Here is a 23,135-nt window from a genome sequence, read left to right on the forward strand (position 1 = left end):
TTTTTGCAAATAATTTCTTTTGGGGATGAAGGCGGAGAAAAGGTGTTTCATGCTTAGCGAATGAGAAAAATGCTTTAAAGAATAGCATTACAATGGATTAATAATAACAAGGAATAGTTATGATTCATATTTTGTATGGTTATTGGTTAGCGTTCGCTTATAGGTTGAGCGGGTTAATTTTGGGAGTAATGGTATGTACTAATATTGCCCAAGCCGCGCAGCAAAGCGCTATTAATGAACAGTGTGAAGAACAAAATAGTAAAATAATTAGGCAGGAGAGTTACCGGTTAGGGAAACAATTACAACAGTGGAACCAAGCTTACCGTTTGGCGGGTAGCAGTTCGATTAGTGATGAAGCTTATGACCAGCTATTTAATTTATGGCGTTTTTTGCAACGATGCCAGCAACTCCCCGAAGAATTGCCGGAAGTGCTATTACCTGAAAAATCACAGCTAACTACGCATCCAATTCCTCACACAGGGTTGAAGAAACTTAATGAATTAGAAGTTCATAGTTGGATAGAAACACGTAAAAATATTTGGTTGCAACCTAAAGTCGACGGTGTTGCGGTAACGCTGGTTTACAAGAATGGCAAGCTTGTTTCCATGATCAGCCGAGGAAATAGTGTTGAAGGAATAGAGTGGCGAGCAAAAGCAGATTTCATTCCTGCAATACCCAAACGAATCAAATATTCAGGTACGTTAGTGCTTCAAGGGGAATTATTTTGGCGTATGAATGGGCACATTCAAGCTAAAAGGGGGGGAGTAAATGCGCGTAATAAGATTGCTGGGTGGTTAATGCGAAAAAGTGCACCAACGGCCCCTGAAGAAAATATTGGTGTTTTTATCTGGGCGTGGCCTGCGGGAGATGCTAATCCAAAAACACAATTAACATTACTTTCTGAGATAGGTTTTCCGCTTGCTGAGCAATATAGCCATAAAATTGAAAATAAAACCCAGGCTAAGGAATTAAGGGAATACTATTACCAAGGTCAATTACCGTTTGCTACCGATGGCATAGTACTTAAAAATTTTCCAGCACCAGCGGCATCAGCTTGGCAATCAAAACAAAATAGCTGGGCGATTGCATGGAAATACCCATTGCGCAGTGTGTTATCAGAGGTAACTAAATTCAAATTCAATATAGGCAGAACAGGAAGAGTCAGTGTCGTTGCCGAAATCACTCCCGTCAATATTGACTCGAAAACTATTTCAAAGGTAAATGCTGGCTCACTATCATCATGGGAAAAGCGAGATTTACTTGTTGGAGATAAAATACTTGTCTCTCTTTCAGGTCTCGGAAGTCCAAAAATTGAAGACATTGTTTGGCGGCGAGAGAAACGTGAATATCCAGATACATCAAGATTAAAGCAGTTTCACGCGCTCAGCTGCCTGACTTATACGAAGTCTTGCTCACAGCAATTTGTAGCGAGGCTAACATGGTTAGGCAAACAACTCGGTATTCGAGGGATAAATGAAGCCACATGGCACCAATGGGTAGAGAACAATAACCTTACTCAACTAACAACTTGGTTGTCAGAGCAATGGCAAAACGATTTACCTAAGGGGAAAAAGCACCAACTGTTAGTAAAGCAACTGAAAATGGCAAAGGCTCAACCTATTTGGTTTTGGTTAAAAGGTTTGGCAATTCCACTGCCTAAGGTACAGGTAGGAAAAGTGACTGACATAGGTATGCTATATGACCCCTCATGGGTTAACAGTATAAATTTGACAGAATTACAAAGGAAAAAATTGGCTAATTGGTTGGCGGAACCGGAAATCCAATCTATTTTAGATATTTTGTCTGGTATGAAAGCTATTCAGCCATCAATAGTAAATCATTAATGGCTGAATAGCTGTTGCTGAATTAGGTTAATCTTGGTTTTCGTAATTGAAAATAGGTAGACCAAGACGATAACGAATGGCTATTAGCCTTGCGCTTAAACCAACAACGAGTGTGATAATTACCACGATATCTTTAGGCAGAGGAGTTTGTAATAGGCCAATATAGATCCAAGCGGCAGCGAAAGAGACGCCAGCATAGACCTCTTTTTGGAAAACTAAAGGGATTGTATTACATAGCATGTCTCTTAACACACCGCCAAAAACGCCAGTAATTACTGCTGCAATGGCAGCGATGATTGGGCTGTAGTGCATATCGAGGGCAATTTGGGCACCAAGTATAGAAAACACAATTAGCCCGATAGCATCTAATATGAGGAACAATCGACGTAAATGTTTCATCATCGGAGCTATCCAAATTGTCACAATAGCAGCGCCCGCAACTGTCAGGATATACTCAGGGTGTTCCACCCAGCCTAAGGGGTAATGGCCAAGTAACATATCACGTACGGAACCACCGCCAATCGCTGTCGCAGACGCAATAATGATGACACCAAAGACATCCATTTTTCGCCTGCCAGCGGCAAGCGCACCCGTCATGGCTTCTGCGGTGATACCAATAATATAAAGTACACTTAATAACATGGTAGTTTTGTTCAGGACTAAGGTTGTTGCTAAAGGGTAATATTACTTGTGAAACTTCTCGACTGAGATTTTCTAGTGTTGATTAAACTAGATTAGTTAAAGTAATCCGATAGCGATATTAAATGATGTCAAAGGATAACAGATTGAATAATAAATTGCCCTATAAAGAAACACGTTTAACGTACGATGAGCGAAGCCATCAACTAACGAACATTAATGTCTGGACACCAGATAGCCAGTGGCTAGCGTACGATATAAGGCCAAATGGTAGTTCTTTTACAGGTTTATCTATAGAAAAAATTCATGTAAAAACACAACAGGTCGTTGAGGTTTACCGTGCAAGTCATGGGGCTCACGTTGGGGTGGTAACTGTAAGTCCTCAACCGCCAATTCAATATGCGTTTATACATGGCCCTGAGTACCCAGATGATCAGTGGCAATATGATTTTCACCACCGAAGAGGGGTGTATGTTAAAGACGAACAATTAAACGTCGTTCACCCCATTGATGCTATGTGTATTACTCCGCCTTATTTAGTGGGGGCGTTACGTGGGGGCACTCATGTTCATGTTTTTAGTCCAGACGGAAAGTGGCTGAGTTTTACATATAACGACCATGTAATGCATGAATTAGATGTGCAATTAGACCAACGGAATGTTGCGATTGCTGTACCTATCGGGCCTGTCAATGTAAATCCCAAAAAACATAACCGAGAATACAATGGCGACTATTTTTGTTGTGTTGTGACCCAGACTACACCGCAGCCTAAACCTTGCAGCGATGAAATTAGCCGTGCATATGAAGAGGGCTGGGTAGGTCAAAAAGGCTATCAAAAACAGAGTGGGGAGTGGCAGGAAAGAGCACTGGTATTTATTGGCGATACTCATTCTACAAATGGAGAAATTATCCCTGAGATCTACATTGTTGATTTGCCTTCACAGCTTGAGGATTACATGATTGCAGGGGAATTTCCCATCCAAGGAACAGAATCGAGCATGCCTTCTCCTCCAATGGGGATACAGCAAAGGCGTTTAACTTACACACAGGATAAAAAATTTCCTGGTTTAGCAAAACAACCACGACATTGGCTTAGAACTTCGCCAGATGGTAAATCGATCGCTTGTTTGATGAATGATGATGACGGCAACGCTCAGTTATGGTTAGTTGATACGCTAACTGGAATGCAAAGGCAAATAACTCATGGCTCTTCACCGCTTCAGTCTGCCTTTAACTGGGATAGTAAAGGTGAGCACATCTGCTTTATTCGTGACAATAGCGTTATGTATTGTCATGTTGTGACTGGGGTTATGCAAAAATTAACAGAATGGACTGAGCCTGCTCCTGTTGCTGATGCCATTGTATTTTCACCTAATGATGAATTGATCGCATTCATGCGTGATATTGATGGATTTAGGCAGATTTATACAGTAGAAACGGGTTTAAAGCGGTAAATAAAATAATTAGGTTTCTATAATTATGGATAAAAAAGTTCGGATTAACTTTTTTATTCGTAATTATTTTTATTACACTCTAATTAAAATTCTAATCATTTAATTGTTAATTATTCGCATGTCGAGTATGGAGATGTTTACAAATAGAATATTTAAGTTAAGAAAGGCTATTGTCATAAAAAATTAATAATTAAAGTAATATTACATAAATGATTTGCCAGATCTTAGTTAGGTTAAAAATAATGTATTAATAAATACATTTAGTACACAATGACATTTTAATTATAAACGTTTGATTGATCCTAAATTACTTTTTCGTTTTATCTTTCTTTTCAAGTTCTTCTATACGTTTTTTGGGTGAATCAGCTTTATCATCATTACCCGATTTAGCGTAATCTAAAGGAATTAAAAGAGTATCCATAACAACAGAAAAAGGTAAATCAATAGCAAGTAAAGGTTTAACGACCCAACCAGTTTCATCATCTTTTATCATTTTAATACTATTTTTAGAACCAGGGTAATAACCTTCTGATGGGCCCGCATGGGTCATAATACTCGAGCAACCACTCAAAATAAGAGGTGCGATAAGGAAACAGAATCGTATTGAAATTAAACTCGGCATAGACGTTGTTAACCTGTATTTAGTTTGTTATTCCTAATATTGACTTATAATAACGAAAAACAAGAAATTCACAATAATGGCGTCATATTATTATTTTATTTAACCGTATGTATTTTTTTAGTTAATAGTTTCCTTGTAGCTATTAACTAAAAATGTTTACCTTCAGTATCTATTCGATGAATGGTAAATAACGTTAAGAAATAAAGACATACTATTTTATATTTGTTATCAGTTTGAAAATTCTAAAAAAATAGGTTACTTATTCATTCTGAACTGTGCTCTATGGCACATATTACCCTCAGGCTATTTGGCATAATCGATTCAGTAGTCTGTTTTATCGCCTATTTGGGTGTGTTTAATGGGTAACTTGTCGTCAAAAGGATGCGGTCTATGAGTGAATTAGCTCTTACTGTAAGTTTGTTGGCGTTAGCTGCTGCTTTAGGATTATGGATTGGTAATTGGAAGATCCGTAGTGTTGGGCTGGGTATTGGTGGTGTCCTATTTGGGGGGATCATCGTTGGGCATTTTGCCCAAAGTTACGGCTTACAACTGAATAAAGACATGCTGCATTTTATTCAAGAGTTTGGCTTGATACTGTTTGTATACACGATTGGTATTCAGGTCGGGCCTGGTTTTTTCTCTTCTTTACGTGTTTCTGGCCTGAAACTAAATGGTTTTGCGCTGATGGTGGTTGTCTTAGGTGCGGTGGTAACGGCAATTATATATAAAGTTGCGAATATCCCATTACCTATTATTTTAGGTATTTTTTCAGGTGCAGTCACGAATACCCCATCTTTAGGTGCTGGTCAGCAAATTTTATCTGATTTAGGCTCTGATCCTAACCTTGTTGACCAGATGGGAATGGGTTATGCCATGGCATATCCTATGGGGATTTGTGGCATATTATTAGTAATGTGGTTAGTACGCATTATTTTTAGGATCTCAGTAGATAAAGAAGCTTCCGCATTTAATAGTTCTAATTTTCAACAGCGCGATTCTCTGCAGACCATGAATATTGCCATTCGTAACGCTAATCTTGATGGCTTAATGATGCAAGACATTCCACTACTTGGTAGTGAAGCGATTGTTTGTTCAAGATTAAAACGTGGAGATATGCTTGTTGTCCCTCAGCCCACAACAGAGATCCATTTAGGGGATCTATTGCACGTTGTTGGTTTGAAAGACGATTTAAATAAAGTTCGCTTAATATTAGGTGAGGAAGTTGATGCATCCCTTTCGACATCAAGCTCTATTTTGCATTCCGTTCGTGTAGTAGTAACGAATGATGCCGTATTAAGTAAAAGGCTTAAAGACTTAAATTTAAAACAAAAATATGACGTTGTTGTTACACGATTAAACCGTACGGGTATTGATTTAGTGGCTAATAACAATTCAGTTTTACAATTTGGCGATATTTTAAATATTGTTGGGCGTCCTGAGTCAATTGAAGCTGTCACCGCTTTGTTAGGCAATGCGAAACAAAAACTACAGCAAGTTCAAATGTTACCTGTGTTCCTTGGAATAGGGCTTGGGGTTGTACTGGGGTCAATACCTGTTTTTGTTCCAGGTTTTCCTGCAGCGCTAAAACTTGGATTAGCGGGAGGCCCACTAGTTGTTGCATTAATTCTAGGTCGTATAGGGACTATCGGGCGTTTATATTGGTTCATGCCTCCGAGTGCAAATTTGGCGTTGAGAGAGTTGGGGATTGTCATGTTCCTCGCTGTGGTTGGGCTCAATTCAGGTGGTGGCTTCATTGATACTTTAATTAAAGGCGATGGGCTGACGTGGATTGGCTATGGGTTATTGATCACGTTTGTGCCGCTATTTATTACAGGTGTTGTAGCTCGAATTTTTGGCAAAATGAACTATCTGAGCCTTTGCGGGGTGCTAGCAGGTTCCATGACGGACCCTCCTGCATTAGCATTTGCAAATAATATTCATGCGACCAGCGGTGCTCCCGCATTATCTTATGCAACAGTTTATCCATTAGCGATGTTTTTAAGGATTATTTCTCCTCAATTGCTGGCCATTTTATTTTGGGCCGTTTAGTTAAATGTGATAATCCATTTGATGAAGAACTAACACTGTTTAAGGCTTGTTTTTCAATTGGATAGGTGAGTATTCATGATGGATATAGAAGACGGCCATTAAAAAGTATCACGATATATAGGGGCAAAAAGTGCTTTTGTTCAAGCAATAACCAAATAGAAAAGATGTTCTAATGGTTCTGAATGATATTCGTATTGAAAAATTAATTTGATTTCAATTACGGAGTTCTCGCTAATTTTTAGCCCTTTCTGCATGAAAGGGCTTTTTTTTACCTAAAAATTGCAATTAAAGGGCTTAAAAGCCCTTTGTTATTTTGCAATCTAACAGGTTACTTCTTGATAAGCTTTTTCTAGTTCTTCAGCTAATATCTTGATCCCCTGTTCAATTTTTTCTGGTTCAGGGACATAGTTCATGCGCATACATTGATGTGCATGTGGCCAATCTTGTTCGATACCGGGAAAGAAGTAGTGGCCAGGAACCATCAATACACCGCGTTTCTTTAAGCGTTGGTATAATTCTAAGCAATTAATTGGTAAGTCTTTAAACCATAACCAAAGGAAAATGGCACCTTCAGGCTTATGAATCAAACATTTATCTTCTGGAATATAGCGGCGAATAATTTCGATGGCTTCTTCCACACGTTGCTTATAAAAAGGGCCAATTATATTCTTAGATAATGAGATAAGATCATCTTTTTTGAGCATTTCTAAAGCAAGGGCGGGGCCTATGCCACCAGGCGCAAGGCTAATGATACCATTCATATTACTAACGGCTTCAATGATTTCTTCATTAGCGATGATAATGCCGCATCGAGTTCCAGGTAAACCAAGTTTAGATAAACTCATACAAAGAATGACATTTTCGTTCCAAAATGGCGTAGCTTCGCTGAAGATAATGCCAGGAAAAGGAACACCATAAGCATTATCTATTAATAATGGGATATTATGTTGTTTAGCTAATTGATCTAAATGCTCAACTTCTTCATCTGTAATGACATTACCGGTTGGGTTTGTTGGACGAGACACACAAATAACACCAATGTCATCAGTAACTTCTAATGTGTTGAAGTCCACCCGGTACTTAAATTGGCCATTAGGTAAAAATTCAATTTGTGGTTTGTTCGCGACGAATAAGTCATCGTCAAGCCCTGAGTCCGCGTAACCGACATATTCAGGGGCAAGAGGGAAGAGGACTTTACGGGTGATACCATCTTCAAAGCGACCGGCTAACAAGTTAAATAGATAGAAAAAAGCGCTCTGGCTGCCGTTAGATAGGGCAATATTTTTCGCGCTAATGTTCCAACCTAGTTTTGCTTTTAGCGTTGCTGCAAGCGCTTTCAACATGGCATCTTTACCTTGAGGACCATCATAATTACATAAAGTGTCCGTCAATTGGCCATTAGCACACATTTCAGCTAATAGATCTTGGAAATATTTATCCATTTCAGGGATATGAGCTGGATTTCCACCCCCTAACATAATGGAGCCAGGGGTTCTTATGCCTTCATTCAAGTCTTTCATTAATAATGAAATACCTGAATTTTGAGCAAATTTATTACCAAATTTAGAAAATATCATCGCATTTATTCACATATATTTATTAGATTGTTAATGGAATTTAAAACATACTCTGCTACTTCTCAGAGTTCAACCACCCATTCACATCTTTTTTTAATGTAAAATATCGAAAGTTTCTAATTTATCGAGTTAAAATATTGCAATGTTAATGCCTTGGTGGTTTATTTTTCTTTTTCCTTGGTAAGTTACACCGATAAAAACTAATTTATTTAAATTGGCAACAATTCACTAAATGGTCATTAATCATGCCAGTTGCCTGCATAAAGGCATAACAAGTGATCGAACCGACAAATTTAAACCCACGTTTTTTGAGCGCCTTGGAAAGAAGCTTAGAAATTTCAGTTTCCGCAGGGACTTGTGATGGTTTTTCCCAACCATTGACAATGGGTTGACCATTTACAAATTGCCAAATAAAAGTGGAAAAATCTTCACCATTGTCTTTCATCGCTAAATAGGCTTTTGCATTCGCGATAATCGCATTAATTTTTAGTCGGTTACGGATAATTCGAGTATCTTGCATAAGTCGTTCAACATCATTCTCACTCATTAATGCGATTTTTGTAGGATCGAAATGATGAAATAAGTCACGATATCCTTGGCGTTTTTTTAAAATAGTGTACCAAGAGAGCCCGGCTTGTTGGCCTTCAAGGCAAAGCATTTCAAATAATGCTAAGTTGCCATAAGTGGGTTTACCCCATTCATGGTCGTGATAAGCGATATATTCAGGATCTTGATTAACCCAATGGCAGCGTGTCAGGGAAGTATCCATTTTTCATCCTTTTTACAGTTTCAATAACCTTGTCTCAAAAAACAAATTATTTATACTGTATAAATAACCAGTTTAAAAGGGGTGAAAGTATTTTTTTTTATTTTTAGAATAAATACAGACATATTCAATGCTGTATATCTTGCGGTCAAAGGGTATACTGGCGTACTTTCATTAAATTTTACGTATCGCGTGCGGATCTAACATGCAAAAGTTTGATACCAAAACCTTCCAAGGTCTAATCCTGACATTACAGGACTACTGGGCGCGTCAAGGCTGTACCATTGTTCAACCATTGGACATGGAAGTCGGCGCAGGAACTTCTCACCCAATGACGTGTTTGCGTGCATTAGGCCCTGAGCCTATTGCTGCGGCTTATGTCCAACCATCCCGTCGACCTACTGATGGTCGCTATGGTGAAAACCCAAACCGTCTACAACACTATTATCAGTTTCAGGTGATCATCAAACCATCACCCGATAACATCCAAGAATTATACCTTGGTTCTTTAAAAGAATTAGGTGTTGACCCAACCGTTCACGACATTCGTTTTGTTGAAGATAACTGGGAAAACCCAACACTTGGTGCTTGGGGATTAGGTTGGGAAGTATGGCTTAACGGGATGGAAGTGACTCAGTTTACTTACTTCCAGCAGGTCGGTGGTCTTGAGTGTAAACCGGTAACGGGTGAAATTACATACGGCCTAGAACGCTTAGCCATGTATATTCAAGGCGTGGACAGCGTGTATGACCTTGTCTGGTGTGATGGCCCACTGGGTAAAACCACCTATGGTGATATTTATCATCAAAACGAAGTTGAGCAATCAACCTATAACTTCGAATACGCAAATGTTGATTTTCTGTTCAAATGTTTTGACGAGTATGAAAAAGAAGCTCAACACTTGCTGGCTTTGGAAACGCCACTTCCACTACCTGCATACGAACGTATCTTGAAAGCGGCTCACACTTTCAACCTACTAGATGCACGTAAAGCCATTTCTGTTACTGAACGCCAACGCTATATTTTACGTATTCGTACCCTAACTAAAGGGGTTGCAGAAGCGTACTATGCTTCTCGTGAAGCGCTTGGATTCCCTATGTGTCATAAGAACTAAGAGGCTGTCATGACTCAACAGACTTTCCTTGTGGAAATCGGCACCGAAGAGTTACCGCCGAAGGCTCTTCGTTCATTAGCTGAATCATTTGCTGCAAATTTTACGGCTGAACTTGATGGTGCTGATATCGCTCATGGTGCAGTAACGTGGTTTGCTGCTCCCCGTCGGTTAGCATTTAAAGTCGCTGATTTAGCGGCTTCACAGCCAGACCGTGAAGTTGAAAAACGAGGCCCTGCTATCTCTCAGGCATTCGGTCCAGATGGCCAACCGACTAAAGCCGCTGAAGGCTGGGCTCGTGGTTGTGGTATTACTGTTGATCAAGCTGAGCGTTTGACCACAGATAAAGGCGAATGGCTACTATATCGTGCTCAAGTGAAAGGGCAGGCCGTTAGTGAATTATTGGTTGATATGACTAGCCGTGCGCTAGCAAAACTACCAATTCCTAAATTAATGCGCTGGGCTGATAAAGATACCCAATTCGTTCGCCCTGTTCATACAGTCACATTACTGCTAGGTAGTGATGTGATTGATGGTGAGATCTTAGGTATCAAGAGCGGGCGCACAATTCGTGGCCACCGCTTTATGGGTGAAGCTGAATTTACTATTGATAACGCTGAACAATATCCAGCCATTTTACGTGAACGCGGTAAAGTCATGGCGGATTACGAAGAACGTAAAGCGGTGATTAAAGCGGATGCAGAAAAAGCAGCTCAGGCTCTTGGTGGCCAAGCTGACTTAACGGATAGCTTGCTTGAAGAAGTGACGTCATTGGTTGAATGGCCAGTCGTTTTAACAGCTAAATTTGAAGAGAAATTCTTAGAGGTTCCTTCAGAAGCGCTCGTTTACACCATGAAAGGGGATCAAAAATATTTCCCAGTTTATGATAAGGCTGGCAAGCTAATGCCTAACTTTATCTTTGTGGCCAATATTGAGTCTTCTGATCCTCAGCAAATCATTTCAGGTAACGAAAAAGTCGTACGTCCACGTTTAGCGGATGCCGAATTTTTCTTTAAGACTGACCGTAAACAACGTTTGGAAGATAACTTACCACGCTTAGAAACCGTATTGTTCCAGAAACAATTAGGTACATTGCGTGATAAAACAGACCGTTTAGAAGCATTAGCTGGCTGGGTTGCGAGCAAAATTGGTGCGGATGTAAATCATGCAACACGAGCTGGTCTATTAGCAAAATGTGACTTAATGACTAACATGGTGTTTGAGTTCACAGACACTCAAGGTGTTATGGGAATGCACTACGCACGCCATGATGGTGAGTCAGAAGATGTTGCATTAGCTTTAAAAGAGCAGTACCAACCGCGTTTTTCAGGGGATGCACTTCCATCGACTGACGTTTCAGCTGCATTAGCACTGGCTGAAAAAATGGATACGCTTGCGGGGATTTTTGGTATCGGCCAACATCCTAAAGGCGATAAAGACCCATTTGCTCTGCGCCGTGCTGCGTTAGGTGTCTTACGCATTATTGTTGAGAAAGGCTATCAGCTTGATCTCGTTGAGATGACAGAAGAAGCGGCTCGCTTATACGGTGATAAATTAACCAATGAAAATGTGGTTAGTGACGTTGTTGAGTTCATGCTTGGTCGTTTCCGTTCTTGGTATCAAGAATTAGGCTATAGTATCGATACCATTCAAGCGGTATTAGCTCGTCACCCAACACAACCTGCTGACTTTGATGCGCGAGTGAAAGCAGTTACTCACTTCCGTTCATTAGACGAAGCACAGGCACTTGCAGCGGCAAATAAACGTGTTTCCAATATTCTGAGCAAATCAGAAGAAAAACTTGCGGACAACGTTTTAGCCTCTGTTCTAAAAATGCCTGAAGAAGTCAAACTGGCGACTCACGTTGTGGTATTACAAGATAAGCTTGCGCCAATGTTTGCAGAAAGGAATTATCAAGAGGCTTTAGTTGAATTAGCTTCTTTACGCGATATCGTGGATGAATTCTTTGCAAATGTGATGGTAATGGATGAAGACCAAGCGGTTCGTATTAATCGTTTGACACTATTAAGCCAGTTACGTGAGTTATTCTTAAGAGTAGCGGATATTTCTTTACTGCAATAGGTTTAAAATTGAGTTATTAGCGTGTTGTTAATGCTATTTTTATAAACTCTAACCTGTTTGATAAATAAGCACTAAAATATTTTAGTGCTTATTTTTTGCTTTAAATAAGGCGACTTGCATATAAACCTTACCATTTTGGTGGTTTTATCGGCAAACGAACAGAATTGGCGAAAAATGGGTTGACGACCTCCGTTCTTGGCAGTATTATTCACACCGTTTTCGGCGAGTAGCGCAGCTTGGTAGCGCAACTGGTTTGGGACCAGTGGGTCGGAGGTTCGAATCCTCTCTCGCCGACCAAATTCTAAAACCCACCTCATTGAGGTGGGTTTTTTCGTTTTTACTCCTTCCTATTTTTCACCCCAACTATTTCAGACTAACTTGGCTTGCACTCAATAACCTATCTCTGTTGATATATAAGCTGACTCACTCATGTTGTTTTAGGTAAAAACGCTTTTTCATTACAAGGACTCGTTAATGAAAGTTGATAACGTTTTATCGATACATCTTTGCTGCTTCTTATTCAGTTTTTGTACCATTATTGGCTTTAAAGCTTATAGCACGCCTATAGCGCCTCCAAATGGTATTATCCAAGTCCCCTCTACTTGTATCATGATGAATCAAGTACATTTCATTGGGCTTGAGCAAGTAAAGGAAATCGCTCGTAGCCAAGTGAATAGATGGCGGCAAAAGATAGAAGGCCAGTGCATTGATGAACAAGGCTTGCTTAAATATGCGGATGACATTACGGCAGAGCTAGTTCATGCAGGCTATTTAACCTCTTACTTGTATTACCCAGAGCAAACTTTTCTATTTGGTATCTTGCAAGCAAAAATAATAGTAGGAACAGTTTCTTCAGTGGTTTATCAACATGAGCAGGCAGAAGATAAATCACTTCAACATATATTTCCTTTTCAGCTAGGGGATACGCTTAATCTGCGACAAGTTGAGCAAGGTTTGTACAACTTACAAAATGCATCTTTAATCCCTTTTCAAGTCAAATTAATTGCAGATGATAAGCATGAAAACGCCACTCAAATTATAGTGCTAGGCCAGCATCGGCGCGAATTTCAAGGTACTCTCTCCTTTGAGTCACACTCAATGGCCCATCAGGTAGGCAATACAAATACAGTTGGCCATACTTTTATGGTTGCTAATCCTTTGTTATTAAATGATTTTTTATATTCAAATATTAGCCGTCAATTTAGTAACACCGAAGAAACCGAAGTCAAATCAGCCATGCTGTTTTATTCTCTTCCTTATCAATACTGGTTGTTTTCAATATTGAGTGGATACCAGAAAAATAAAACGGTCATTGCCAGCAATGATGTTGTTCTACCACTGAAGCAGCATAACAGTTTCTTATTATTACAAGCCGAGTATTTATTAAAGCGAACAGAAAACGCGATGACTTCATTAAGCCTAGGGTCTGAAAGCCAAAGGAGCGACACGTTTTTGTCCAACCTACACTTACAAACACAACAACGTTTGGCTCATTACATTATTGGTGAGCTGACTCATCAGGTTAACTTCTTACAGGGTAGCGCTTTAATTGCATTAAAGTATAAACAAGGAACTAGCTGGTTTGGTGCAAATGCACAGCAAGTTACAGGTTTAAATAAGCCACAGGTTTTACAAGTTTCGGCTTCTGCAATGAGGGTGGCCTCTCCTTTTCAATATGAAAGCCAACTTGATGTGCAACTAAGTCGTGATAAGTTAGATGTTTTATTAGAGCAAGAGTCATTTATTGGTTTTGGAGGCGTTAGCGGTTTTATTGGAGGAGCCGAGTCCTTTGATATGGGAGATAATAGTTTAAAGCTACAAAGTGAGGTCCTCTGGCAGAGCCCATGGCCATATATGGCTTTATATACCTCGTTAGGTTTAGGAACAACATCAAATGATAGGGGGACCTTTTGGAAAGAAAATCTATTGCTGGGTGGTAGAGTCGGAGCTAAAGGCCAAATAGGGCGTTTGTCATATCATTTATTTACGGAGACTCCAATTTGGCAAACTGATCAGCTGTTGGTTAATTCAATGAGTACGGGTCTTCAGGTAAGGTTTCATTATTAGTTAAATCATAGGGTTAAGATAGACAATTGCATCATTGAGGAATGACCGAATTAATACTAGGTAATTGTAGCTTTTATCGTTGGTATTAAAGCATATTCTGTATTTGGGCAAATAGAATACAAACCCTTATCAGTGTTATTTTATTCTTTAAGTTATCAGTTGGTTAAAATTTTGTTTAGCATAGTCAGCTGAATGTTTTTTATTTGCTTATAAAACAAACTAAATTATTACATACTAAAATAATTTCCATATCAATTCTCTTTAGTGTTTTATTTCGCACTACACCAATAAAAGCACTATATTCGTTCAGTAATTCAGCACTTAATCACAAATATAAAAATAAATAACCTCAACATAAAACCCTATTCACTATTGATTATATGGTTATAACGCCTGCATCTTGTCCTCTACTGTGAAATTTTAAGCTAAATTGCAGTGCTAATTGTTTCTAATATGTTACATAGATTGTGGGTGAGTCATAAATGTGGCTATTGACGAAGTGAGTAACAGTTGATTAATTGCACAATGAATAACAAAAAATACAGATACTACATCTGTCGCTTTTATGACGGATTTAGGCATCAAGCAAAACAACATGAACACCATAGGAGCATACAGATGCGCTCTATTAAAAAGACAGGTCTACTGACTGTAGGGCTTACATTGGCAGCATTAGCAGTATCAGCATCAGTACAGGCAAAAACGTTAGTTTATTGTTCAGAAGGCTCCCCTGAGGGCTTTAACCCACAGTTGTTCACGTCAGGAACAACCTATGATGCAAGTTCAATTCCACTGTATAACCGCTTAGTGGAATTCAAATTAGGAACGACGGAAATCGAACCGGGCCTAGCGGAAAGCTGGGAAGTGAGTGATGATGGTAAAGAATATACTTTCCATCTACGTAAAGGTGTCAAATGGCACTCGAATAAAGAATTTAAGCCAAGCCGTGATTTGAATGCGGACGATGTAATCTATACATTTATGCGTCAAAAAGATGCAAATCACCCATACCATAAAGTTTCAGGTGGCAGCTATGAATACTTTATGGGAATGGATATGGATAAAATTATCGATAAAGTTGAAAAAGTCGATGATAACACAGTAAAAATTACGTTAACTCGTCCTGAATCTCCATTCTTAGCGGATATGGCAATGGATTTCGCATCCATTCTTTCTGCTGAATATGCAGACCAGATGTTGAAAGCGGGTACGCCAGAAAAAGTAGACTTAAACCCAATCGGAACAGGCCCATTTGTTCTGCAACAGTACCAGAAAGACTCCCGTATTCTTTATAAAGCCAACGACCAATATTGGGGCACAAAACCTAAACTTGACCGTTTAGTCTTCTCTATCACGCCAGATGCTTCTGTTCGTTATGCAAAACTGCAAAAAAATGAATGCCAAGTCATGCCATATCCAAATCCGGCTGATTTAGAGCGTATGAAGCAAGATAAAGACATTACGTTAATGGAGCAACCAGGCCTAAACGTCGGTTACCTCTCTTATAATGTCGAGAAAAAACCGTTAGATAATCAAAAAGTTCGCCAAGCGCTGTCTATGGCGGTGAACAAAGATGCAATTATTGAAGCGGTTTATCAAGGTGCAGGCCAAAAAGCGAAAAACCTGATCCCACCGACAATGTGGGGCTATAACGACGCTGTAAACGACTACGAATATAACCCTGAAAAAGCAAAAGCCTTATTAGCAGAAGCAGGCTTCCCGAATGGCTTTGAAATTGACTTGTGGGCGATGCCTGTTCAACGACCATATAACCCAAATGCACGCCGTATGGCTGAAATGATCCAAGCAGACTGGGCTAAAGTTGGCGTTAAATCAAAGGTTGTCAGCTATGAGTGGGGCGAATACCTCAAACGTGCGAAAGATGGCGAGCCACAAACGGTAATGATGGGTTGGACGGGTGACAATGGGGACCCTGATAACTTCTTTGCAACCTTATTTAGCTGTGCAGCAAAAGAGCAAGGTTCTAACTACTCAAAATGGTGTAATGAAAGCTTTGAGAACTTGATCCAACCAGCACGCCAAACAGCAGATCACGACAAACGAGTTGAACTGTACAAGCAAGCGCAAGTTGTGATGAATGAACAGGCACCAGCCCTCATCATTGCACACTCCACGGTGTTTGAGCCGGTACGTAAAGAAGTCAAAGGCTATGTGGTTGACCCACTAGGCAAACACCACTTCGAAAACGTCGATATTGAGAAGTAATCGTATCTAATCTGTCTATGCCCTTCGTTGCTGGTTTAGAGCGGAGGGCGTTTTCTTCTCTAGAAGAAGCGGAAAAGTTAAGTTGTTTGTGAGCACCCGGAAAAGCGATTTTCTGAGTAGCCAAACGGACTAAGAGCCGTCAACGGCATTATTAAAGAGATTCAGGATATGTTGCAATTTATCCTCCGACGATTGGGGCTTGTGATCCCCACGTTTATCGGTATTACATTATTAACCTTTGCTTTTGTCCACATGATCCCGGGTGACCCGGTGATGATCATGGCAGGTGAAAGGGGATTATCCCCTGAAAGGCATGCTTATTTAATGGCTGAACTAGGGCTTGATCAGCCACTTTGGAAGCAATATCTCCATTACATCAATGGGATATTTCATGGTGATTTAGGGATTTCCCTAAAAAGCCGTATTGGTGTGTGGGAAGAGTTTTTACCTCGTTTTTTAGCGACCGTCGAACTGGCCACTTGCGCCATGATTTTTGCGGTTTCTGTTGGGATCCCTGTTGGGGTTTTAGCGGCAGTAAAACGTGGGTCAATTTTTGACCATACTGCAATCGGCCTTTCTTTAACGGGTTACTCAATGCCTATCTTCTGGTGGGGGATCATGCTCATCATGCTAGTGTCGGTGCAGTTAGACCTCACTCCAGTAGCCGGCCGAGTCAGTGACACCGTTTTTCTTGATGACTCCCAGCCTCTGACCGGTTTTATGCTAATTGATACCCTAATTTGGGGGGAGGATGGTGACTTTATTGATGCAGTAGAGCACTTAATATTGCCTTCTATTGTTTTAGGTACGATCCCATTAGCCGTTATTGTGCGCATGACTCGCTCGTCAATGTTGGAAGTGTTGGGAGAAGACTATATTCGGACTGCTCGTGCCAAAGGTCTTGGCCGCGCGCGCGTCATTTTAATTCACGCATTACGCAACGCATTATTACCAGTGGTCACGGTAATTGGCTTACAGGTTGGGGTGATGCTAGCAGGGGCTATTTTAACAGAAACTATTTTCTCATGGCCTGGGTTAGGACGCTGGTTAATCGAAGGACTACAGCGCCGTGACTACCCTGTAGTACAAGGGGGCGTCCTGCTGGTTGCTACACTGATCATCCTCGTAAACTTAGTGGTCGACGTGCTGTATGGCATTGTAAACCCACGTATTCGTCATAAGAAATAAGGAGCGCTAAATGTCTCAATCTACTGAGCCAACTGTTGTCAGCGCCCCGCAGCCGATGACACCATTACAAGAGTTTTGGCACTATTTTAAACGTAACAAAGGGGCCGTTGTCGGGATGTTCTACATTATCCTGATGGTGCTGATTGCGATTTTTGCGGGAGTATTAGCTCCGCATGCCCCAGATGAACAATTTCGTGATTTTTTACTTGTTCCACCTGTTTGGCAGGACGGGGGAAGTTGGCAATTTATTTTAGGTACTGATGATATTGGGCGTGATTTACTCTCTCGCTTAATGTATGGCGCTCGTTTATCGCTGTTAGTTGGCTGCTTGGTGGTCGTATTATCACTAATTGCGGGTGTTACCATCGGAGTAATCGCAGGTTATTTTGGCGGTGTCGTTGACGCATTAATTATGCGAGTTGTTGACATCATGCTGGCATTACCAAGCCTATTATTAGCATTGGTGCTGGTGGCCATTTTCGGCCCGTCCATTGTTAACGCTTCTATCGCTTTGACGTTTGTCGCCTTGCCACATTATATCAGGCTGACGCGTGCGGCAGTACTGGTGGAAGTCAACCGTGATTATGTCACTGCCTCCCGAGTTGCGGGTGCAGGAGCGGCTCGTCAAATGTTTGTCAATATTTTGCCTAACTGTTTGGCACCTTTGATTGTACAGGCCTCTTTAGGTTTTTCGAATGCCATTTTAGATATGGCTGCTTTGGGTTTCCTCGGAATGGGCGCACAGCCACCGACTCCTGAATGGGGAACGATGCTGTCTGATGTGTTGCAATTTGCACAAAGCGCATGGTGGGTAGTGACTTTTCCTGGATTAGCAATTTTATTGACGGTGCTTGCGTTCAACCTGATGGGTGATGGGTTACGTGATGCATTTGATCCAAAACTCAAGCAGTGATGAGGTAACTAAATGGCATTGTTAAATGTAGAACAACTTTCGGTACATTTCGGAGACGAAAAAGCACCGTTTCGCGCCGTTGACCGCATCAGCTATAGTGTTGATAAAGGCCAGGTCGTTGGTATTGTTGGTGAGTCGGGTTCAGGTAAATCGGTGAGTTCACTCGCGATTATGGGGTTGATCGATTACCCCGGGAAAGTAATGGCAGATTCATTAAAATTTGATGGACGTGATTTGCTGTCGATCCCTGAAAAAGAACGCAGGCAGATTGTTGGTGCCGATGTTGCGATGATTTTCCAAGATCCGATGACCAGTTTAAACCCTTGTTTTACCGTGGGGTATCAGATCATTGAAGCATTGAAAGTGCATCAAGGCGGGAGCAAAAGTACACGCAAACAGCGGGCTATCGACCTGTTAGATATGGTGGGGATCCCTGACCCACAATCACGTTTAGATGTGTATCCTCACCAGTTGTCAGGAGGAATGAGCCAGCGTGTGATGATTGCTATGGCGATCGCATGTCGACCTAAATTATTGATTGCAGATGAGCCGACAACAGCGCTAGATGTCACTATTCAGGCCCAAATCATTGAATTGTTGTTGGAATTGCAGCAACAAGAAAATATGGCATTAGTGCTTATCACTCATGACCTCGCTTTAGTGGCAGAAGCTGCACATCATATTATTGTGATGTATGCGGGGCAGGTGGTTGAGTCCGCCAAAGCAAGTGATATTTTTAAACATCCACGCCATCCTTATACACAAGCGCTATTACGTGCCTTGCCGGAATTTGCGACGAATAAATCCCGTTTAGCCTCGCTTCCTGGTGTGGTACCGGGAAAATACGATAGGCCAGTGGGCTGTTTATTAAACCCACGTTGTCCGTATGCAACGGAGATATGCCGTCAAGAAGAGCCAATGTTACAAACCGTTGGTGATCGCCAAGTCAAATGCCATATGCCGCTGGATGATATGGGGAGGCCAACACTATGAGTGACAAACAACACACTCCATTGCTCAAAGCGGTGGATTTGAAAAAATATTATTCTATCAAAAGAGGGGTTTTTGCTGCCGAGAAAACCTTAAAAGCATTGGATGGGGTCTCTTTTGAACTAGAAAGAGGTAAAACACTAGCAGTGGTTGGGGAGTCCGGTTGTGGTAAATCGACATTGGGTCGTTTATTAACCATGATTGAGCAACCTTCTGAAGGCGAGTTGTATTATCAAGACCAAGACTTGTTAGTAAAAGATAAGTCTGCAGAGAAATTGCGTCGCCAAAAAATCCAAATTGTGTTTCAAAACCCTTATGGCTCACTGAACCCACGTAAAAAGGTGGGGCAAATTTTGGAAGAGCCGCTATTGATTAATACTTCGCTATCGAAAGAGCAACGCAAAGAGAAAGTACTATCCATGATGGCTAAAGTGGGCTTGAAAACAGAGCACTATAGCCGATACCCCCATATGTTTTCTGGTGGCCAACGTCAACGTATCGCGATAGCTCGTGGTTTAATGCTTGACCCTGATATCGTGGTTGCAGATGAACCCGTTTCCGCACTGGATGTGTCTGTTCGTGCTCAAGTATTAAATCTGATGATGGATTTACAGCAAGATTTAGGTTTGTCTTATGTCTTTATTTCACACGATTTATCGGTGGTAGAGCATATCGCTGATGAAGTCATGGTGATGTATTTAGGCCGCTGTGTGGAGAAAGGGACAAAAGAGCAGATTTTTAATAACCCTCTTCACCCTTATACCCAAGCGTTATTATCCGCTACACCGAGATTGAACCCAGATGCTCGGCGCGAACGTATTAAGTTAACGGGAGAGTTGCCAAGCCCTTTGAACCCGCCGCCGGGGTGCGCATTTGCAGCGCGTTGCCGTAGAGCATTCGGTCAGTGTACGCAATTCCAGCCAACACTGAAGGAATATAACCAACAGTTGGTTGCGTGCTTTGCGGTTGATGAAGATGAAAAACAGACGATTGTTATGAGTTAATGTGTGAAACGGTAGAAAAGGCTGATTTTCTACCGTTTTTTATTCAAGTGTGCCTTTAAGCTATTTTAACGTGTTGTTTGTCCTAAATACCCAATCTTTCTTTTTAAGCTACTCTTTTGCAGATAAAATCAAGTATACTGGCTGACGTTTCCGTTTTCTTTAAAAAAGCTGCTTGATTAGAAAGGTTGTGGCCAAATGAATACCCGAGTCCAACGCTCACTAACATTAAAAAGTATGGTCGTATTCTTTATGATTACGTTGCTATCACTTGCGCTTTTTTTAGCTATTCAATTCAGCTATTTAGTTGACCAACGTAAGCAAGATTATTTAGACCAACTTAGTAACGCTGTAGTGCAAATTCAAGAACCATTAACTGATTCATTGTTAAGTTCTGACCTTAACGAAGTCAAACGGCTACTGATAAGTTTAAAAACATCAGGCATTATGGGAAATGCGATTATTACGGTTGATGGCACAACGGTAATGAATCTAAGCTTTGCAACGCCTAAGCCGATACCTGATTGGGTAACGCATTTTGTGGGGATACCTGTCGAAATGACCGTGCCGCTGTATGCATACGGCAATGTTGTGTTGCAAGCGAAGCCTCAAGGGTATTTAACATTACAGGTTGACCCTAACCGTGTTTATCGGTTCGCGCTAAACACACTCGCATTGATGACAACCACTTATTTGCTGTTGGTGCTCATTATTGCTATTGGAATGACGTGGTGTGTCAGCCGAATGATAATAAGGCCACTGCGTAAAATCGCAATTGAATTACAGACAAATTCTGAAGTTAATCAAATTACTGTGTCTGAATATCATCGTGACGATGAGCTCGGTTTACTTGCAAAAGGGTATAATCGTCAAAGAAAACAGCAAAAATCAGACTAAGCCATGAACATGAACTCAGCTTTATGGTCTAATATCGTTATAGTGGTGACAATGAAAAATGGAATAAAGCCAAACTATATCGTTTAACCCGATAAGTTCGCGTTTTTCGTTAATTTATCTGTCGTTATTCGCGGTTAAATATAAAGATATAAAACACATAGGGGTTTACATGCAGGGCTTGAAAGTTCGGTATATCATTGGTGTTGTATTATTCTCCGTCGCGCATTTAGCGGGGGCTGAGTCCTTACAACCCGATCCAGCATGGCAGCAAGGGAAGCTAGAAAATGGCTTTAGCTGGCAATTATTACAAACACCACAACGTCCAAATGACCGTATCCAGCTCAGGTTAGCAATTAAAACAGGCTCATTAACAGAAAAAGCGAGCGAGAAAGGATACAGTTACCTCATTCCTAAAATGGCGTTGTTTCATCAAACAGAAGCGTTTCCAACTGCAACATTACAAGAATTCTGGCGTCAGGCAGCAGACCCTGACATGCCAATTCCACCCGCTGTTGTTTCCTATGACTACACTATTTATAGCTTAAGTTTACCCAATAATCGCCCAGACCTAATCAAGCAAGCGCTAAGTTGGTTAGCAACTTCTGTTGCAGGTGCTGAGTATACAGAAACGACATTGCATAATGGTTTGACGGCACAAAATGTCCCAGTTGCAACACTGCCTTTAAATGCCAACGATCCCGTTTGGCGAGCGCGTTTAAAGGGATCAACAATGATGGGGTACGACCCAGGCCAAAAACCGAATGGTGCTGTGGCGCTTGAAAGTGTGAATTCTTTTTATCAAAAATGGTATACACCGGATGTCATGACATTGTATGTCGCGGGCCATGTGGATGCTCGAATGTTATCTGATTCAATTTCACAAAATTTCTCTTCATTAGAAGGTCGGCGCTCTGAACCGGTTTCTGTTGCCGTGTTATCGTCAGTAAAACCACAATCTATTGATATCTTGCAGGAACAACCTGCACAGGACACGCTTTCATTAATTTGGGATATTGATTGGCTACCCATTAAAGACTCAAATGTCTTACTGCGTTATTGGTCCAGTGACTTAGCGCGTGAAGCAGTTTATCGCTCCTTGCAAAAAGCGTTCAATCAAAAATTTAATCAAGGGGAAGTCGTTCCGGGGTTAGATTGTCGTGTGCAATATCAAAAAGCCAGTTGTACATTAACGGTCACGGCAGCGCCTGAAAAAATGGCAGCGGTGACAGACATTGTCGCGAGTGAGCTTGCATCGATTAACCAAAATGGTATTGCAGCTGAGTTATTTGACGACATGCTCAAAGAGAAACAGGTGCAGTTATCGCAGTTGTTTGCCGCTTATGCGCGTACGAGTACCGACGTTCTGATTAGCCAACGTTTGATTTCCCAACAAAATGGGGTCGTTGATATCGCTCCTGAACAGTATCAGCGGTTAAGGCAAGCCTTCTTGGCGTCACAGAGCCTTGAACACGTTAATATGGAAGCCCGCAGGTTATTATCTCAAGAAGCTGCTTTTGTATTAGCGCAGCCAAAAGATAAGCAATTGATGGATGCGGAACAAATTCGCCAGAAATTTACCAAAGTGCTATGGCCTCAAATTGCAGCGCCAGTATCAACAGAAGCTGCACCTGCTTCACCTGTAGAAGAAAAATCTACTGCACAATAAATATGAAAAGATAGTTATATGAAAAGATAGCCATTGAATATCC

General features: G+C 41.0%; 17 protein-coding genes and 1 tRNA gene. 14 read left to right on the forward strand and 4 right to left on the reverse strand.

Features of this window, described 5'->3' with window-relative positions; genetic code table 11:
* Positions 1-119 precede the first annotated feature (119 nt).
* On the forward strand, positions 120-1,844 hold the full coding sequence (gene ligB / locus CYG50_RS20865) for an NAD-dependent DNA ligase LigB (RefSeq protein WP_102138855.1): 1,725 nt from the start codon (positions 120-122) through the stop codon (positions 1,842-1,844).
* A 27-nt stretch (positions 1,845-1,871) separates the two neighbouring features.
* Here the strand turns inward: ligB and CYG50_RS20870 are convergent, their stop codons facing one another.
* A complete protein-coding gene (locus CYG50_RS20870) occupies positions 1,872-2,486 on the reverse strand; it encodes a trimeric intracellular cation channel family protein (protein ID WP_102138856.1) in 615 nt (204 codons plus the stop codon).
* Positions 2,487-2,608: 122 nt separating this feature from the next.
* Here CYG50_RS20870 and CYG50_RS20875 point away from each other — a divergent pair, with 122 nt between their 5' ends.
* Positions 2,609-3,937 carry a YidR family protein gene (locus CYG50_RS20875; protein WP_181490014.1) on the forward strand — a complete coding sequence of 443 codons (1,329 nt, stop codon included), beginning with the start codon at positions 2,609-2,611 and terminating at the stop codon, positions 3,935-3,937.
* A gap of 307 nt (positions 3,938-4,244) precedes the next feature.
* Here CYG50_RS20875 and CYG50_RS20880 read toward each other — a convergent pair whose 3' ends face one another.
* Positions 4,245-4,559: a YceK/YidQ family lipoprotein gene (locus CYG50_RS20880; protein WP_102138857.1), complete on the reverse strand. Its 315-nt coding sequence runs from the start codon at positions 4,557-4,559 to the stop codon at positions 4,245-4,247.
* 390 nt (positions 4,560-4,949) lie between these two features.
* Here CYG50_RS20880 and CYG50_RS20885 point away from each other — a divergent pair, with 390 nt between their 5' ends.
* The gene (locus CYG50_RS20885; protein ID WP_102138858.1) at positions 4,950-6,608 is read left to right on the forward strand and encodes a putative transporter; all 1,659 of its coding nucleotides are present in this window, start codon (positions 4,950-4,952) and stop codon (positions 6,606-6,608) included.
* 320 nt (positions 6,609-6,928) lie between these two features.
* On the opposite strand, the gene CYG50_RS20890 is transcribed toward CYG50_RS20885, so the two are convergent.
* Complete coding sequence (locus tag CYG50_RS20890; RefSeq protein ID WP_102138859.1) at positions 6,929-8,185, reverse strand: valine--pyruvate transaminase; 1,257 nt, start codon at positions 8,183-8,185, stop codon at positions 6,929-6,931.
* Between the two features lie 205 nt (positions 8,186-8,390).
* Complete coding sequence (locus CYG50_RS20895) at positions 8,391-8,954, reverse strand: DNA-3-methyladenine glycosylase I (RefSeq protein WP_102138860.1); 564 nt, start codon at positions 8,952-8,954, stop codon at positions 8,391-8,393.
* 202 nt (positions 8,955-9,156) lie between these two features.
* Between CYG50_RS20895 and glyQ the strand changes: the two genes are divergently transcribed.
* The 11 genes from glyQ to CYG50_RS20950 all read left to right on the forward strand — a co-directional run bounded on the left by glyQ (position 9,157) and on the right by CYG50_RS20950 (position 23,092).
* Positions 9,157-10,065 (forward strand): glycine--tRNA ligase subunit alpha, encoded by a 909-nt coding sequence (glyQ, locus tag CYG50_RS20900; RefSeq protein ID WP_102138861.1) that lies wholly within the window; start codon positions 9,157-9,159, stop codon positions 10,063-10,065.
* 9 nt (positions 10,066-10,074) lie between these two features.
* Positions 10,075-12,144, forward strand: coding sequence for a glycine--tRNA ligase subunit beta (gene glyS / locus CYG50_RS20905; protein WP_102138862.1), 2,070 nt, complete (start codon positions 10,075-10,077; stop codon positions 12,142-12,144).
* Positions 12,145-12,364: 220 nt separating this feature from the next.
* Positions 12,365-12,441, forward strand: a tRNA-Pro gene (locus CYG50_RS20910).
* 177 nt (positions 12,442-12,618) lie between these two features.
* Positions 12,619-14,211, forward strand: a complete 1,593-nt coding sequence (locus CYG50_RS20915) for a ShlB/FhaC/HecB family hemolysin secretion/activation protein (RefSeq protein ID WP_102138863.1) — start codon at positions 12,619-12,621, stop codon at positions 14,209-14,211.
* A gap of 618 nt (positions 14,212-14,829) precedes the next feature.
* Positions 14,830-16,437, forward strand: a complete 1,608-nt coding sequence (gene dppA, locus CYG50_RS20920) for a dipeptide ABC transporter periplasmic-binding protein DppA (RefSeq protein ID WP_102138864.1) — start codon at positions 14,830-14,832, stop codon at positions 16,435-16,437.
* 168 nt (positions 16,438-16,605) lie between these two features.
* On the forward strand, positions 16,606-17,625 hold the full coding sequence (gene dppB, locus CYG50_RS20925) for a dipeptide ABC transporter permease DppB (protein ID WP_102138865.1): 1,020 nt from the start codon (positions 16,606-16,608) through the stop codon (positions 17,623-17,625).
* A 10-nt stretch (positions 17,626-17,635) separates the two neighbouring features.
* Positions 17,636-18,538 carry a dipeptide ABC transporter permease DppC gene (gene dppC, locus CYG50_RS20930; RefSeq protein ID WP_102138866.1) on the forward strand — a complete coding sequence of 301 codons (903 nt, stop codon included), beginning with the start codon at positions 17,636-17,638 and terminating at the stop codon, positions 18,536-18,538.
* A gap of 12 nt (positions 18,539-18,550) precedes the next feature.
* On the forward strand, positions 18,551-19,531 hold the full coding sequence (gene dppD / locus CYG50_RS20935) for a dipeptide ABC transporter ATP-binding protein (RefSeq protein ID WP_102138867.1): 981 nt from the start codon (positions 18,551-18,553) through the stop codon (positions 19,529-19,531).
* Positions 19,528-20,532 (forward strand): dipeptide ABC transporter ATP-binding subunit DppF, encoded by a 1,005-nt coding sequence (gene dppF / locus CYG50_RS20940; RefSeq protein ID WP_102138868.1) that lies wholly within the window; start codon positions 19,528-19,530, stop codon positions 20,530-20,532. Before dppD ends, dppF begins: the two co-directional genes overlap by 4 nt.
* 195 nt (positions 20,533-20,727) lie before the next feature.
* The gene (locus CYG50_RS20945; protein WP_102138869.1) at positions 20,728-21,426 is read left to right on the forward strand and encodes a HAMP domain-containing protein; all 699 of its coding nucleotides are present in this window, start codon (positions 20,728-20,730) and stop codon (positions 21,424-21,426) included.
* A 169-nt stretch (positions 21,427-21,595) separates the two neighbouring features.
* Positions 21,596-23,092, forward strand: coding sequence for an insulinase family protein (locus CYG50_RS20950; RefSeq protein ID WP_102138870.1), 1,497 nt, complete (start codon positions 21,596-21,598; stop codon positions 23,090-23,092).
* Positions 23,093-23,135: the final 43 nt, after the last annotated feature.

This window comes from Providencia huaxiensis, assembly GCF_002843235.3.
GTDB lineage: Bacteria > Pseudomonadota > Gammaproteobacteria > Enterobacterales > Enterobacteriaceae > Providencia > Providencia huaxiensis.